Source organism: Halorubrum sp. Atlit-28R (assembly GCF_003665955.1).
GTDB lineage: Archaea > Halobacteriota > Halobacteria > Halobacteriales > Haloferacaceae > Halorubrum > Halorubrum tropicale.
In genome coordinates, this window is the sequence record NZ_QPLS01000010.1 from 108,436 (window position 1) to 123,838 (window position 15,403).

6 protein-coding genes are annotated in these 15,403 nt (G+C 59.9%); 1 reads left to right on the plus strand and 5 read right to left on the minus strand.

Annotated features, from left to right (window positions below):
• Positions 1 to 269 precede the first annotated feature (269 nt).
• From DVK06_RS14255 to DVK06_RS14270, 4 genes are all read right to left on the minus strand, one after another.
• Positions 270 to 1,964 (minus strand): ribonucleoside-diphosphate reductase subunit alpha, encoded by a 1,695-nt coding sequence (locus tag DVK06_RS14255; protein ID WP_121600764.1) that lies wholly within the window; start codon positions 1,962 to 1,964, stop codon positions 270 to 272.
• Positions 1,965 to 1,966: 2 nt separating this feature from the next.
• Positions 1,967 to 2,977 (minus strand): ribonucleotide-diphosphate reductase subunit beta, encoded by a 1,011-nt coding sequence (locus tag DVK06_RS14260; protein ID WP_121600765.1) that lies wholly within the window; start codon positions 2,975 to 2,977, stop codon positions 1,967 to 1,969.
• 168 nt (positions 2,978 to 3,145) lie between these two features.
• The gene (nrdR, locus tag DVK06_RS14265) at positions 3,146 to 3,634 is read right to left on the minus strand and encodes a transcriptional regulator NrdR (RefSeq protein WP_121600766.1); all 489 of its coding nucleotides are present in this window, start codon (positions 3,632 to 3,634) and stop codon (positions 3,146 to 3,148) included.
• Positions 3,635 to 4,186: 552 nt separating this feature from the next.
• Positions 4,187 to 4,390 carry a hypothetical protein gene (locus tag DVK06_RS14270; protein ID WP_121600767.1) on the minus strand — a complete coding sequence of 68 codons (204 nt, stop codon included), beginning with the start codon at positions 4,388 to 4,390 and terminating at the stop codon, positions 4,187 to 4,189.
• Positions 4,391 to 4,913: 523 nt separating this feature from the next.
• Here DVK06_RS14270 and DVK06_RS18725 point away from each other — a divergent pair.
• Complete coding sequence (locus DVK06_RS18725) at positions 4,914 to 5,084, plus strand: hypothetical protein (protein WP_158600093.1); 171 nt, start codon at positions 4,914 to 4,916, stop codon at positions 5,082 to 5,084.
• A 1,491-nt stretch (positions 5,085 to 6,575) separates the two neighbouring features.
• Here DVK06_RS18725 and DVK06_RS14275 read toward each other — a convergent pair.
• Positions 6,576 to 15,350 (minus strand): type IV secretion system DNA-binding domain-containing protein, encoded by an 8,775-nt coding sequence (locus tag DVK06_RS14275; RefSeq protein ID WP_233561748.1) that lies wholly within the window; start codon positions 15,348 to 15,350, stop codon positions 6,576 to 6,578.
• Between the last annotated feature and the right edge of the window lie 53 nt (positions 15,351 to 15,403).

Genomic DNA, 15,403 nt, shown 5'->3' on the forward strand with positions numbered 1-15,403 from the left:
TCGGGCTTAATAATCTTGCTCGCATCCGTCAGCCCGTCAGTGGGGGTGCGGAAGCGACCTCGCCGTTGTTGGCTGGTCCGTGGGCGCAACGCGTGTGGAGCGAAGCGACTCGCGTGATGCGTCCGCGTCGACCTTGCTGTGCGGAACGCGGTCGGATGCTGCCAGTCGAGGCTACCCCCGCTCTGGTATTCGGTCACCTGCTTCTCGAAGGGATTTCCTTCCTTGTTCAGGTTGACATGGACTACTCTATCATATCGACCGATGGGAGATCAGCTCTCACAGGCCTTGCATTCGAGGATGTCTCGGCTGAACTTCTGTGCGGCGTTCACGCTGTGTTGGTAGTAGAGACTCTTCACCCCTTTTTTCCAGGCCTCGATGTAGAGCTGGTTGATCTCCTTGACGCTCACTTCGCTCGGATCGATCGAGACGTTCAGGCTCTGTGCCTGATCGATGTGTTTCTGCCGCTGCGCTGCCTGGTTGATGATCGCCATCTGTGGAATCTCGGCGAAGGTCTTGAACACTTCCTTCTCCTCGTCGGTCAGGCAGTCGAGATGTTGCACGCTCCCATCGTTCTGTGCGATGCTGTCCCAGACCTCGCGCTCATCTCTGCCTCGCTGTTTCAGTATCGCCTCGAGGAACCGGTTCTTCTGCGTCGATTTCAGCTTCGCACCGTCGCGGACGAAGTAGTTCGATTTTAGCGGTTCGATACTCGGACTGACCTGTCCCAGGATGACACTGCTGGATTTCGTCGGGGCCACGCTCATCGTCGTCGTGTTCCGGCGACCGTAGCCTTCGAGCACCTCCGGCTCACCGAACTCGTCGGCGAGCTGCCGACTCTCCTCGTAACTTCGCTCCTTGATAGTGCGGAAGATTGCCTCGTTTTTCTCCATCGCCTCCATGCTGTCGAATGGAATCATCTCGCTCTGGAGGTAGCTGTGCCAGCCGAGGACGCCGATGCCAATCGCCCTGTGCCGTTTCGCAAACCGCACTGGGCGTTCCATGAACTGCGTCCCCTCCGCCTCCTGGATGAACTCCTCCATGACGGCGTCGAGGAACCGCGTCAGCGTCTCTACTGCGTCGGTGTCCTTCCACTCGTCGTAGTGGAGCGCGTTCATCGACGAGAGACAACAGACGAAACTCTCGTCTGGCGTGGCCGGCAGCGCGATCTCGGTACACAGGTTGGAGGCGTTGATTTCGTAGCCCCTGTCCTTGTAGACCTGTGGCTTCCCATCGTTCATATTGTCCCGGAAGATGATGTACGGGACACCGATGTTGATCCGCGTCTCGATGATCTCTGCCCACGTTTCTCGCTTCTCCTCGTCGCCGTCGACCATCGCCCGGAACCAGTCGTCACCAATGATGACGCCGTAGTAGATGTCCTGTACGGGGTCGCCCTCGGTCTTGATGTTGAGCCACTCGTCCAGGTCGTCGTGTTCAATGTCGATGTACCCCGCGAACTGGCCGCGCCGCGTCTCCCCCTGGCTGACGACGTTGATGATCGTGTCGAAGAGCTCGGTGAAGCTGTAGCTCCCGTTGCTCTTGCCGTTGTTCGTGATCGGGCTGCCTCGGGGGCGGATCTCGCCGAAGTACCCGCTGGTCCCGCCGCCCAGCTTGGTCATCTCGCCCACTTCGGCCTGCGTGTAGAGGATGCTCTCCATATTGTCTTCCATGTAGCTACCGAAGCAGCTGATGGGCAGGCCTCGGTCCAGACCGAAGTTCGACCACACTGGACTCGCGAGGCTGTAGAAGCCCCGACTCATGTAGTCGTAGAACTTGTCCGCGAAGCCGTCGTCGTCCAAGATTTCTTCAGCCCGCTCTGCAATCTCCCTGACTCGTTCCTCGGCTGTGACGCCCTCAACCAGGTACCCCTCGCTGAGGAATTCCCTGCTATCCTCGTTCAGCCAGTAGAACGGTTCCTTGTGCTGCTGTTGTACCTCGTCGAGTGCTGGTTCTGTGTGTGACATCGTTAGAACATATCCTCGGCGGTAACGCTCTGCGCGTGCTTGTTGTACGTGGTCGACCGCTTGCTGAAGAAGTCGTTGTCCTTCGTCATCATGATGTCCTCATCGAACCACCGTGTCTCCTCAAGCAGATCATCGTCCGGGTCGAATATCGGCTCGACACCGACGTTCTCGAGGCTCTGATTGAACCGGTCCCGCAGGAACGCGTCGACGTGTGCCCGGGGAAGGAACTCCAATTCGCCCTCATCGAAGATCCAGTCCAGTATCTTCATCTCTGCCTCGAACGCCTGCTGACAGGCCGCTTGGACCTCTTCTTCGAAGTCCTCGTCGAAGAGGTCCGGATTCTCCTCGCGAATCGTCTCCACGAGTTCGACACCGAATAGTCCGTGAATCTGCTCCTCCTTGCTGGTCGCTTCGACAGCGTTCGCGATCCCCTTGAACTTCTTTTCGTGTTTGTCGAAGCTCGTCATGATGAGGAACTGCGAGAACAGTGAGACGTGCTCGACGAACGTGGCGAACAGCAGGAGACTCATCACGTACTCCTGTGTGTCGTCGCTCTCGCTCTTCTCGAGGTACTCGTCGAGGTAGTCGATCCGTTCCTCGATTGCGGGGACGTCAGTCACCTCCTCGAAGTCGTCCGTGATCCCCAGGATGTCGAGAAGGTGGCTGTACGCGTCCATGTGTCTGACCTCACTCTCTGCGAAGGTCATGCCGACGTTCCCGACCTCTGCTTTGGGCATTTCGTCGTAGATGTCTGCCCAGAAAGTCTTTACCTGGACCTCGATCTGCGCGATGGCCAGCATCGTTCGCTTGATCACGGTCTTCTCGGCAGGAGTTGTGTTGACCTTGAAATCTTGAACATCTCCCGAGAAGTTGAATTCCGTGTGAACCCAGTAGCTGTTCCGTATCGCATCCTTGTAGTCGAGGAAATCGTTGTACTCATACGGTTTGAGCTGTGTCCGTTCCGAGAAAATGTCAGTCGCTGTATCACCACCTGTGGTTTTATTTTCAGTCATTGACGCGTGCCCCGGAGGAAACGTCCTCTGTTGGTTGGCTTCTGTTTCCGTTATTCTTGGTTCGGTGCGCTCGAATGCACCCGTGTCGCTTTCTGTATGTCTGTTCGTGGTCTATGCTCACCCAGTCGAGGCGTGATAGGACATCCGTTTGATCTGTGTGTGTTTGTGTCATTGTGAGTCGTTCGGGGCTTCGAAGTCGTCGACTTCCGCATCGAGGACCGCATCGAGCTCGCGAAGGAACTCTTCGGGTTCGGAGAAGGCCTTGTAGACCGAGACGAATCTGATGTACGCGACTTTATCGACATCACGCAACCGATTAGAGACAAGTTCGCCGATGAGACTCGACGAGACGAGGCGTGTCTCTCGATCTTGAAGCGCGCTCTCAATGTCGTCAACGAGACGCGTCACTGTTGCTTCGGTCACATCACGCTTCTCGACGGCTCGGTCGATTCCTGCACGAAGCTTCGTACGGTCGAAGGGCTCGATGATTCCGTCGCGTTTCTTCACCTGGAGGGAATCCCACTCGGGACGTTCGTAGGTCGTAAAGCGGAACGAACACGCTTGACATTCGCGGCGCCGTCGGACGGTGGTTCCGTCGGCACTAGTCTCGGTATCGATGACGCGTGGTCGCTTGTCCCCACAATCGGGGCAGTTCATAGTTGTCACTACTTAACCCTCCAAGGTCTTAACCCCATATGTGGGGTCTATTGGATTTCAGCCGCAATATCTGGTGTGCGCGGCACCCATATAAGCCTTACCCAATCAGATTGATGTAGAACAAATTGATTTGTATTGTGGGGCGCCGGTGTTGAGACCATATGCATTGCGACGGCCAGTCTCAACTATTGCACTCATAGTCGGGTGGTCGGGTCACCCCCTCGGGGGAAACCCTCACCGCTGGTGGGAAGCAAAAATGTTGTCAGCTGAAGCGAGGTCAAGACTCGGCCGTAGCCGGTGTCTTCGCCACCGTGCTGAACGGTGAGTTAGTAGTTACTACTAACGTCACAACCAGCCGTCCCATTGGGGCCGTTACGAGTGGGGAGTCAAACAACGATTCCCCGCTGGTCACCCCCCCGAGATCGACCCCGAACAAACCGGATTGATCGACCGTCTCCACTACAGGCTGGTTGCGGTTCCGTTAACTGCCGCAACAAACCCACCGGTCACCGGGCCATAGAGAGGGAGTCTCGACCCCCGTTGAGAAGCCGGTCAAAGCACCCGGCGTTTGCAGTCACTACAGGCGACGTCACCACCCCCGAGACGAGTCGCGGCGTCACTCGAACAGAAGTCACAACCCTCCGATCCACTCCGGGCGTTCATCGACAACAACGCGGCGAAGACGATGCCGATGAGCAGGGCGATTGCGGTGCCGAACGACGCGGTGAAAACGACGAGTGCGAGAAGCGTGTTCATCTTGGGAAACCTCACCGCTGGCTCGACCGAAATAATGCTATCATCGGGTTGGGGCCTACCGACACTCCGTCCGGATTGAGACGGTGTCGTCTCACCGTGTTGAGACGGAACGAGTCCCCACCGAAGGTGGGTGGCTCGTGGACGCCATTCTGTATACCAGATTACTGAGAGATTCCCGGTGGGGATGTTGGCGATGACTCCCGCCAAGAGGGAGTCGTCGAGGTGGGGCAACCCACCCAGCAGAACGGTGACCAGCTGTCCCTGAGGCGTGTCGATCGCGACCACTGTTGGTGGGGTGGACCCGACACCGTTCGGTCCCCGTCGGCTGTCAGACTCGAAGCGGTCACCTGCCGTGTCTGTGGTGGTGGCGATCCGTCGCTGGTGACGGCCGACAGCGTCATCATAAGAATACTGAGGGGTCTGTCTCGCTGTGGATCTTGATCGTCGGATCCGAGCCGATGGCCACCGATGGTGAAGCGGCGACTGGTCGCCGCGTCTGTGGTGCTGATCAGAGGCGGTGTCGATGCCGATTGGTGACCACGTCGTGACCCTCGGTCGGGAGACGCCGCGAGTCGAGATCGACGAGTCGAGTCGCATCGACAAGCCCACCGGGACGAGGGGATCAGTGGAGTCGGTCACCGACGTCGGAGGTGAGAATCACGCCGGGGTCGAAGCCGTTCCACACGGCGTGTGATCGTGGCGATGGTGACAGCCGGTCGGCGTCTGCGGTAGGGCCGACTGTCGGCAGACTCATCAGGTTCCTGAAACAGTGACCAGAGCCGCGACTTGGCGGTGAGAGACTGGTCGACAGCCGGTGTGTTGAGGGAGTCTCTCGTCTGTGGATCGATCGGCGTGTCGACGGCAGTCGACTGGTCCTCAAGGGGACCGTCCCGGTGGTGGTCATCGACCGTCAGGAGATGTGGAGTCAGCTGTGTCGATCGCGGTCGTCGAGACGACGAGTCGTGTTGCGTCCGGGGTCCACCTGACCCGCGGGGAAGTGTGCTGAGGCTATTTCGAGATTCTGAGAGGATTCGTGAGTCACACAGTGTCGACGAGGCGGTGGCAGTGTCGACCGCCGTGTAGTGGTGTCCCCGTCTTGCTGGCCGACTGCCCTCTGCGGTCAGTCTCGATCTGGGTGGTCGACCAGCTGGTGATGCTTCTGTCTGAGACCCTGTCTCTCCATGTCCCCTTCAGGGGACTGCTGGGGTGATCCCGGTTGCCTGCTGTATCAGGCATCTTACTCTTGGCCCTTGGGCCTGAACACCCCCCACCCAGAGGGGGTATTACCCGGTATATCACAGACGTACCGGGTCAAATTGGGGGTGTTCTGAGAGGGTGAAAATAAGTCGGCCTCGGAAACCGGCTGAAACGGCTTTCTAGAACACGCTCAGGTATGCGAGCGAGTCATATTTGATTGAGCAGTGATTTTGGTGTAGTGACCCCCGGATACGCCTTGCCGTCATGCGGTTTTGATTTGATATCCGAGGGGGGTGCTGAGAGTGGACTGAAAACGGGCAGATTCACTCCCCGTATGATTATTTTCACTAAAATTGCCGGGTGTGTCGAAAATGTGGTACTTGTATGCGAAATAAACTCTGGTAGGTTCTCGGTTGAACCCCCGGATACCCCACTACGTCTTGCGATTTTGATTTCATATCCGGGGGGTGTTTGAGTGACCTTGCTACCCCCCGGATACTCCGCTGCGTATGGTTATTTTCAAAAAATCGTATTTGGCTAAATTCCGAGGAATAAAAGAGAAAATAACAGGTGATCGGGGATCTGCTGTGAATTAGAGAATACAGGGCCTTTTCGAGACAAAACAGGCTTGAGGTCTGCTGCTGTGGCACCCCCCGGATACCCGGTCACGTCTTGCGGTTTTGATTCTATATCCGGGGGGTGATATTCGGTGGTCAAACCTGAGTTGGACACCAGCTAAGTCAATGTCAGTGACCTCGCCAGCGGGTTGAATAGTTTAGTGTGGAATATGGCGCAAAGATAGTGAGCTAGTCACCTACTCAGCTCGGGCTTTACTCGACGATCGGTATCGAAAGGTCCAGCAAGAAGGCGTAGTTGACTCTGATGAGAAACACACTAGCGTACAGCAAATCCATAATCAGGAACCTGTCAAGTAGGCCTCGTCGGAGCAACCGAATCACGCAGTGAGAACGGGGCGCGAAGGAAGTCTCTAGTCGTCTATCGAGAACTTCCCTTCGAGTTCAGCGAGGGTTTCGCCCTCGTCTGTGAGCTCAATACCGAACCATGTCCGAACCTGTTTTCCACCATCGACACTGGGCCGACCTTCCTTCAGTTCGACGTCGACTTGCGCTTTCAGCGGCCCGGTGAACGCACCCGGCGCGTACTCTTGGATCGCCACATCATCAACCGACATATCAGTACTGTTACGGATGTGCCGGAGGCAGATTTGCGCCCACGAATTGAACGCATCGCGGAGTTCGGCCTTCAGAACGAACACCGTCTCGTCGGTGTCGGTCGTGATCGTCTCGTCTTCCGTGTTAGTGTAGCGACGGAGGAACTGCTTCAGTGGGTCGGGCATGTCGTCCCCGATGAGCGGCTGGCCATACTTGCGGTGGATGCTGTCGAACGCAACGTCTTCTGTGTCGACCGAGGGCGTCCTCGAGCCACTCGTATCTTCGCCCGAGTCACCACCAGATCCGCTACTGTCCGCGAGGCGTGCGGGCGTGTATCCTGTCGTATCCTCGATATCTTTGAGAACTGGGAAGTAGACATCATCCGGGAGCTTGAGGTTGCGCTTCCCGGCTTTGTTCCTGCCCGGCGAGTCGGCATTCTGTTCGTCCGAATCACTGTCGGAATCATCGCTACCCCCGCCGAATTGTTCGAGGTCCTCAGGCTCGCAATAATCGTTCTCGATCGCGTATCCCACAAGCCCCTTCAGCGGGATAGGCGTGTGCTCTGGAACGAGGTTGTTCTGCCGCGCGTAGGTCCACAGATGGAGGTACTCTAAATCATCGAGATTCTGACCACTTGCGGAATCCTTCGGGTCGCGCTTGCCCATGTCACAGAGGGCAAAGTGTTGGAAGTTATAGAGTGCCTCGCGCTTGTGGCAGTAGGCAGTTTCGTCGTCGATCACGACGAAGTAGTTCTCCGATTCACCGAAGTGACCGAAGGGGTTTTTCCCACGGGATCCGGGCGTGAGTCCAAGGTCGCGCAAGTCGAGACTCCAGAGGGGGTTGTGGCTCCCAGTGAGCTCGCGATAGTCGCCCTCTTCGATCCGGTCTTCGATCTCCTGTGGGTCGATGTCCATCGTGGTGCTGGCGTCGTTCACCAGCCCCCCAATGTTGCCCGTCGCGGCGGGGTGTTGTGACGGGTGGATAGTCGGGATGAAACCGAACAGTGAGAGGGGTGGATACACCGCGTTTTGTTCAGGGACAGGATCGAGAACATTACCCTCGCCGCGAAGCGTGCTCGCGTCGCCAACAGGCCACCTGTGAGCGGCCGTCAGCGCCCCCGTGTCAGCGTCGGGATCAGCCGGGATGATGTGGGGGTCACGAACGGGCATATCCACACCTGTTTCTGTCCGGTCGATCGCCCCGACAGTCTGGGGCAGGTCGTGGGCTGTGGGGTAGCCAAGCGACGCCGGATCCATCCCGGTTGGGTACTCACCAACTGGGTTCGACCGGTCGGCGAGCGCCCGCATCCACGCAGGGGCCGTGGCCGGTCCATCACTCCCGTCGTCGGCGGGCGTCAGGCCATTCCCCATTGTGAGTCGAAGCGCCCACTCAGCCGGCGGCGTGAGCGCGAGCCAACCCTCTTGGAGGAAGTCGTCAAGGTCACGCTTCTCATCGCCAAACTGCGGTAGCTCTAAGAGCCATACGTTCGTCCCGCCGTAGTCAGTGTGGGTCGGCTCCTCGTCGGGTGTCAGCGCCGTCTGTCCGTCCGCGTCGGCGCTCTCAGCAGTCTCGTCTGTCTCGGTGTCGACGTCGATCATACCGAGCCGCGTCGCGACTTTCTCCCAGAGTTCGTGATCATCCTCGTTGGGGTCGGCGTCGCCCTCGAGGACTTCCTCGCGATACACCTCGGCGGCGGCTTGGACTGTCCCGGTGAACGTATCGTCCGGCGACGGCGTGTGGGTGTCGAGTACCCGCCCCATGTTGACGGCGCTGTCCACGCCGGGCCCGTACTGGTGAATCTCGATGACCTCGCTGATCGGACCCTTCCCGTGGAATTCGCCATCCGACTCCAACAGGTGAACCGGGACTTCCTCCGCAGCGACCGGCGTTTTCTCCTCTGCGTCGACGTCGGCGTCAGCCGGCGGTGCGACGCGAATTTCCTGATCGTCGAGTTTGTCTTGGAGCGTTCCGTCGCGGGCGGCCTCAAGAACCAGCTTCCGGGTGAACATCTCGTCGCCGGGGAACTCGCCGGTACAGAACAACTCGCGGATGTTCATGTCGCGTTCACACTCACGCTCGTCGTGGTCCCGGTCTTCTTCCGCAAGGACGACCCGCTTTGGCGGGTCAGAGTCTTGGAGGAAGTACACGTCGGGAATCTCCCGGCGCTTGATGATCTCCGCAAGTACGTCACGGTGTTTCATCTTGAACGACTTCGTGACCGGGGAGATACACGGAATGCCGTGGGCGTGAGCGGTAATCGCGTCTGCCATCCCTTCCGTAATCGCGAGGGGCTCGCCCTCGACGATGGTCTCCCGGCCGTAGATCGGCTCGTCGGCGATGGTGTAGTTCTTCGTTGTCGCGAGTTTGGCGTACTTCCCCCCGGTGAAGTCGTCGGTGTGGGTGCCGTCTTCGGTATCGAAGTCCGGCCGCCGCCCGATGAAGAAGGCGACTTTGCCGTCCTCGTCGTAGTACGGGAAGATGTACCGCGCCCGGAAGAGACACGAGAGGTCGTCGGGATCGTCAGGATCATCGAGTGTGGTGTAATCAACGTACTCCTCGCCCTCTTCGTTCTCGCCGTAGGCGTCGTTTGGGTATGTGAACAGCCCGGTCGCGACCATCGTGTGGTGGCTAAAGCCCTGCTCCTCGAGGTGGAAGAACAACTTCTTGCCGAACGCAGGCGCCCACCCGAGCTGCTTGTCGTCGACGAGGTCGTCGCTCCAGCCCCGGTGGTCAGCGCCGAGATACTGGTAGGGTTGTTCGTCGGCGGCGAAGTCCTCGGGCTCGGCAATGCGCTCGGCGGCGTCTTCGGTGGACTGGATGCCCGAAGTCTGTGCGTCTTCATTCGGCGGCATCGCGTCGGCCGCGTCGGGATCCTGTTCGACGGGGTACGCCGGGTCGGGCTCGTCAAGCGCGGTGAAGTACTCGCGTGGTGTCTCGGGCTTCCGGTAGCCCGCTTCGAACGCCTGTTCCTCGTTCCACGTGACGTTGTTGTCGATCGTCGTATCCAGCTGGCTGTGGAAGAAGCGGGCGGCTTCTTCGAGACACGCTTGGACTGCGCCGAGGTCCGGTGTGGGGCTCAAGCGGAGGTCTTCTGGGTCGGCGTCGACGAGCGTGCTGTTAGGCTCGGCACGCGGCTCGCCGGGTGCGGTCTGTCCCACGCGGCGCGTCTCGTCGGCGTCGCTCTCTGCGCCGGCTGCGTCGTCTGCGGGCGGCTCTGTCTCGCCGTCGTCCGGGTCGGTGTCGATTTCGGCGTCCGTCTCGGCGCCGTCCTCGCTCCCAGCGTCAGTCTCGGCGCCGTCGACGTTCGGTGTCTCCGTCTCGGCGTCGGACGTGGTGTCTGCGTCGTCCTGATCTCCGGCCTCGCTGTGCGTGCCTGTGCGCCCCTCTGAGCCATTCCGACTCTCGGACGGGGCGTCGGTCGTCTCGGTGTCGGTTGCGGCTTCCTCGTGTGTGCTGGCCGTGTCTGGCTCGGCGCTCTCACCGTTCGCGTCCGCAGGCGTGGGGGACGCATCTTCACCGTCGTCCGTGGCGGGTGTCTCTCCCCCACCGTCCGGGCCGTCGTCGGAATCATCGGACCCGCCGTCGCCGGAGTCGTCGTCGCCAGAACTGTCGTCGGAGTCCGAGTCGTCTCCACCTACGGGGTACGCATCCCGGCTGAACGCTGCGGCGTCGATTGCTGGGCCTTTCTCGTCGCGTGGTGTGTTGATCTTGAGGTGGTCAGAATCCGCGTCTTGATACACGGCCCCGTGGTTGTATGCTGCCTCGATGGTCTCGGTTACTTCCTCACCGTCAAGCCCGTGGAACATCTCGAGCCCGATGGTTACCTCGCTCTCCGTGAGTGGCTCATGCGGGTCGGCGTCGACTTCATCAAGAACAGTGGCCCAGAACGCTGGGACAGTTCGATCGCCGAGGATGAGTTTCTTTCCGGATTCTTTGATGACGCCAGCTTCTACACCAGCGCCGATAGCGGCCTGCGCCATCGGTTTCTTGAAGTCGAACTCAACACGAAGGCCCATCATCGTCCGCGGAACGGTCAGCCCCTCGTCGTGGTCGCGACCGAGTGCGTCCCATACGGGCACCCAACTGTCCCGGCGCTGTATCTTCGCAACCTCTTCTTCGGTGAGGTAGTCCTCATAGGCGTCACGCGGGCCGGGCAGCCGGACAGCGTTCTCACCGGCAGGCACGAGCTCTTCTTCTGCGAGCCCGATCCGGATCGCGTCAGCGGCTTGCGTGCCACGGATGCCGGGGCCGTACCGAAGCGCACCGGGGAGGTTGTCCCGGAAGATGGCCTCCGTCTGGTTCACGTTCGCCGAATCCCACACGTCCTGCCAGAAGGCGGCGTCGGTGGGGTCTTTCGCGCCGAATTTGTCGGTGACCGCATCGTAATCGATGTCGATATCACTCGGCGAACTATCCTCGTCAACGGTGTCGCTATTCGCGATGTAGTAGGTGCTCAAGTTTGTCATGGCGGCTGCGTAACTGAACGTCACGGCGTCAATCGGGCTCGTCTCGTCGGCGCCCGCGTCATCGTCAAGGATACCGACTGGCCCGTCCGTATCGCTGTCAGCACCGAACGGGTCATCTTCATCCACGGTCGTTTCGACACTGGGAGACGGTCCCTCGTCAGGCGTGTCGGCGTTGTCCGTGGCCGGTGTGTCGCCCTCACTCGAGGCTGTGTCGTCGTGGATCCCGACCGGGTCGCGATTGTTGCCCTCAATATCAAGGGCGGTCATCTCGCGGTATATCGGCAACTGCTCATCGGGGACGATCGGCTCAAACGCATCCGGTGGGGCCTCGTGGGTTACATTCGCTCCGGGTTTGGAACCGACCCCACTCACGTCGCTATCCCGACTCGGCATCTTGCTCGGGATGAGCCGTTCCGGAATGGGGACGGCTTCGCGTGAGAACCCGGCACGCTCTATGTGTATCTCTTCGTCCTCGGTATCACTCGTGTCTGGTTCGTCTTCCGTGTCCTGCTCAACCCTTGCTTCTTCGGGAACCTGCTCAATACTCGTGTACGTCTCGGTGGGTGAGTCTCCCTCGGTGTCAGGAGAATCGGCCTCGACAGGTGCTTGAGTATCCGATTCGCTCGTGGGTTGTTCAGCGGGCGAAAGGAATTCGGGGAGAGCCGTTTGGACAATGTCCCAGTCCTCCTCCGTCGGTATCTCCTCAAACTCCCGCTCGGGGACGAACGGCTCGTAGACGAGTTGCCAGTCCTCGCGAAGGTCGCCGAGTGTCGGGTAGCGTTGGACTTCGCCGCCGGGGTAGACCACCCACTCGTTGTTGTGGGTGTCATAGCGGCACCACACGTCGAACGCGTTCGTTGATCCGAAGCCCTCGTCCATCCGGAGCGACCCTTTCTTCGCGCCATCAGCCATGCCGTCGTACAGCTGAATCTCGTCGTCGTGGGTGTTGACCCACACCGCCTGCTTGCCCTTCCTGATGAGCGCGTGTTTCCGCTCACCGTCTGTGGGTGTCCCCAACTCAAGGAAGTCGGTCTTGTTGTAGTACAGCGGCATCGGGTCGCGCTCTGTGAGATCACCTGCGTCTTCTGCGTCCTCGTTGGGGCGCATCCGAAGGTGCCCACGGATGAGCTTCGGGTCTGTGAGAATGTGGTTGACGCGAGCAGCAAGCTCAGCACTTTTCTCACCACCCTCCTCCGGAGTGACGAACATAACCCGCCGGTCACTACGAACCGACCGGGCGAGGTTCTGGAGCGTCCGGGCTGGCTTCTTGTAGGTTGAGGTCTCTGCTTCGATAGTGATCGCACCGCCCCCAGAGAGGTCTGCGGCGATTGGGTAATCCTTCTTGAACTGCTCAAGCAAACGCGAGGCCCGCTTTGTATCCACAGTCCCCTCAATCGGCGGGTAGGCAACCGCGTCCGGTAAGCTCACTTCGTGGTCCTGCCGGACGACGGTGACTTCCATCCCGATAGCCGACAGCATCACGAACGACCGCCGAATCACTTCGTTGTGCTTCTCTGTCTCGGGCCGCCAATCCTCATCAGCCTGCTCAAGCACCGACCGAATCCCTTTGTCCGTGACCGACAGTTCCGTTTCCGGGTCGGTGATCCGAACCTGTCCTGTCGGCGTCCCGCCCGTCCCCCGGACGCTGGTTTCCTCTTCTTCATCGTCGGGGTCAGCCAGCTCAACATACGCCTCATCGACGAGGATTCCGTCAGGCAACTCCTCGAAGTCCGTCGACGTCCGGCGGTGGAACCCCTCGTTTGCGGCCTCGACACTTACCGAGAGTGTGTCGTCGCCGTCCATCTCCGGCGGGTCGATATTCAACGCTGGGGCGGGCTCAAGCGTCTCGTATGCCCCGGGGAGCGTATCGAGTGCGTTCTGCCGGATCTGTTCAGCCCACACTGCCTCAAGGAAGCACTTCGTCAGGTCGTGTTCGCCCCCAAGGTGCATCAGGGCGTGTTCCGACTCGTCGAGGTTCTGCTCAAGTGCGTCGACGCCGTACTCCTTGAGATTCTCCCCGATGATCGCTTCGGCTTCTGCCGGCGTCCGCCGTGCCGGGTACGGGGCGAAGGTGTCGGGCGCAAGCGGGTCCGACCGCATCGGCCCGTCTTCGTCCATTGTGGAGATCGTCGTCAACGCGGTGTAGGCAGGCAACGACTGAATCGTCCCCGAGTCGATGTCGTCGTCGTCGAACCGCTCGGCGATAATCCGGGCGTCATCAACTTCTGTCACACCGAAGCTCAACAGCGTGTCCGTATTCCCGAACATCTGCTTGAGCGTCTGGGGCGCAATCTCCCGCACCTGCGAGGGGTTCTGGAGACAGGTGACGACGCCCATCTTCCCGGACCGGGCCTTCGAGAGCATCTTGTCAAGCGCCATGTTCTCCGAGGCGATGTCGTCAAACTCGTCCATGATCGCGAAGAAGGGCTCACGGTCGGCCTCCTCAATCTTCTCGCGTTTCCGGATGGTCGACCACACGCGGCGCATGATCCCCGTGGAGACGACTTTCCGGATCTCGTCAGACCGCACCGTGTTCCGGACGAGAATGATCTTCCCCTCTTCGACGGCGTGTGAGAGGTTGATCGTCCCATCCCGGTGGGCCACAATCCCCCGGCTGATGGGGTCTTCGACCCAGTCTTGAATCCGGCGGAGAACCGGGTCGATTTCCTCGGTGTCCATCTCCGCGATTTTCGTGGTGTACTCGTGGATGAAGCTCATCCCTTCTTGGCTGACGACGTTCGAGAACTTCGCACGGCTCTCGTTGTCGGCCAGCACGTAGTACATATCCACGAGGGTGAACTTCCGCCGGGACCGAATCATCGCACGGGCGATATTGGACGTGATCCCCTCCATCTTCGGGCCCCAGTACTCACCGCCACGTAGGACCGCCCGGAGGTCGTTGATGATGGACTCAACCTCGCGGTCGAATTCGATCTCCGTCTCACAGTCGCCGGGCTCGAGGAAGTTGATCCCCGCAACTTTCTCGAAGGTCTCGCTGCCCGGCTCAACCCAGATGATGTCGTCCATCCGCTCGTCGGGCAACTGCGTGATCAGGTCGTCGACGGTGTCGCCCTTCGGGTCGATGAAGACGAACCCGTGACCCTTCCGGGCGATCTGGTTCATCATCATGTTCAGGGTTGTGGATTTCCCCTTCCCCGTCGACCCGAAGATGGTCATGTGACGGAACCACGAGAACGGCTCAAGCCCGATTTCCCGAATCCCGTCCATCGGGTTGCTGTCGTAGCCCAGCCAAATCGGTTCGTCCGGGTGGTGGGTGTGCGAGTGAACGAGGCGATCGCGCACGTCGAAGCCCGCAAACAGGTCACCGTCCTCGGCGGCGCCGTTCCCGCTGGCGGTCGCCGTGAGCTCGAACGGGAAGTAGCGTTGGAGTCCCGGCTCCCGGCGAAGCTGGACATCTGTATCCGACTGATCGTAGGTGTAGTGCTGGTGGTGGGCGGGGTTCTCGCGACCGCGTGTGTACGGGCTTGGCGGGCCAGTCTCGTCGCCCGTCGTTTGCGGGAGGTCTTCTTCGGGCTTTGCGGGAAGGTCGGCCACGCCCTCGACGTCGTCTTCCGGGTGTGTGCCGCTCGGGCCGTTCGTCTCCCTCTCGGACTCGGCGGAGTCTGTGTCGTCCGTGGCCGGTGTCTCCTCCCCCTCGTCTGACTCGGGCGTCTTTCGGGCACCGGGGGCGGCGAACACGTCGTCGCGTTCATCGAGTGCTTCAAGATCAATCCCGAGTTCCTCGGCCCGCCGGTTCTGGAACTTCCGGATGAGGTTGTCCGCGACGTGGTCGTTGTATTGGCTTTTGATCTGTTCACGGGTGAGTTCGCCGTGGATGAATTGGCGATACACCTCGTTGAACACCTCTTGCTTCTCAGGCGTCGAGTCGACATCGACGGTCACGGTGGGTGTGTCGGGCTCCGTGTCGGTGGCCTCTGTCTGGTCATCGAAGAAGAATCGGAGAACAGTCCCGAGTCCCTTCATGAACACGGAGTCTTCCTCCTCTGTCGGGTCGGGGCCGACAGTATCCGATTCTTCAACCTGATCATTCGAGAGTGACGCCATCGCAGACGCCTCGCCACCGAGTTCGGATAGGTCACGGTTCACCCGCATGTCTGGTGGCATTGCTGTCCGATTTGCTTGTGCGGGAGGCCGGTTGCCGACGCCTTTGCGTGTCC